1 protein-coding gene is annotated in these 1223 nt (G+C 71.3%); it reads left to right on the forward strand.

Going from position 1 to position 1223, the window contains the following annotated elements; genetic code table 11:
• A partial coding sequence (locus AB0J52_RS41405) for a zinc-binding dehydrogenase (protein ID WP_500188746.1) occupies nucleotides 1-862 on the forward strand: 862 nt, incomplete at its 5' end.
• Nucleotides 863-1223 lie beyond the last annotated feature (361 nt).

Raw genomic sequence — 1223 nt, forward strand, 5'->3', positions numbered from 1 at the left:
CACGTGGTCGCCGGGCCGCACGCTGGTGGTCAACTGGACGCCCGACTGCGGCGTCTGCGCCGAGTGCCTGCGCGGCGAGCCGTACCTGTGCATGGGCTTCATCGGCGCGGCGTTCTCCGAGCCCCGGTTCAAGCTCGGCGACGGCACCCCCGCGTTCGGGATGGCGGGCGTCGGCACCTGGGCCGAGGAGGTCGTGCTGCCCCACCAGGGCGTCATCAAGATCGCCGAGGACGTGCCGTTCGAGTACGCCGCGCTGCTCGGCTGCGGCATCCCGACCGGCGTCGGCGCGGCCTTCCACACCGCCAAGGTGCGGCCGGGCTCGAAGGTCGCGGTCGTCGGCGCGGGCGGCGTCGGCCTGTCGGTGATCCAGGGCGCCCGGATCTGCGGCGCGTCCACGATCCTCGCGGTCGACCCGAACGAGGCCAAGCACCCGGTCGCCAAGCAGTTCGGCGCGACGCACGCCGCGACCCTGGAGAACCTGGAGGAGACCAAGGGGCTGCTCACCCTCGGCCAGGGCTTCGACCAGGTCTTCGAGGTGGTCGGCAAGTCCAGCGCGATCACCACGGCGTGGAACCTGACCCGGCGCGGCGGCGACGTGATCGTCGTCGGCGCGGGCGCGGCCGACGACAACTGGGAGATGTCGGCGTTCTCGCTGCTGTTCGAGGGCAAGAACGTCAAGTCGTCGCTGTACGGCGGCAGCGACCTCAAGCGCGACATCCCGATGTTCGTCGACCTGTGGCGCGCCGGGAAGCTGGACCTGGACGGCCTGATCAGCCGGCGGATCCGGTTCGAGGACCTGAACGACGCCCTGGGGGCGCTGGCCAGGGGCGACGTCATCCGCCAGGTCGTGCTGTTCGACTGACCCGGCTTCCGCTCCCCGGACGCGCGCTCCGCCCGACCAGGCTCGGTTCGGGCGGGCGCGCGTCCGGCTGAACCGGGATGTTCCGGACGTCGTTCGCGGCGGGAGCCGCAGCGGCGGCCCCGGCCTCGACGGGCGCCCAAGATGAGGGTGCGCTGAGAGTTCCGAGCGGCGGCTACCGTGATGATCGAGGGCGTGCCATGCTGGCACGGTCGGTCGGACGGAACCCCAGGGAGCATGGTTTGACCAGGTCAGCGGCGGGTGGTCGGGTGGCGGCGATCGCCGCCGGCGCGTACCACCCGGACGGGCCGGCAGTCCCGGACATGTCCCAACAAAAGTAAGATCAAAACACTTAACACCAGAC

The organism is Spirillospora sp. NPDC049652 (assembly GCF_040675125.1).
GTDB lineage: Bacteria > Actinomycetota > Actinomycetes > Streptosporangiales > Streptosporangiaceae > Spirillospora.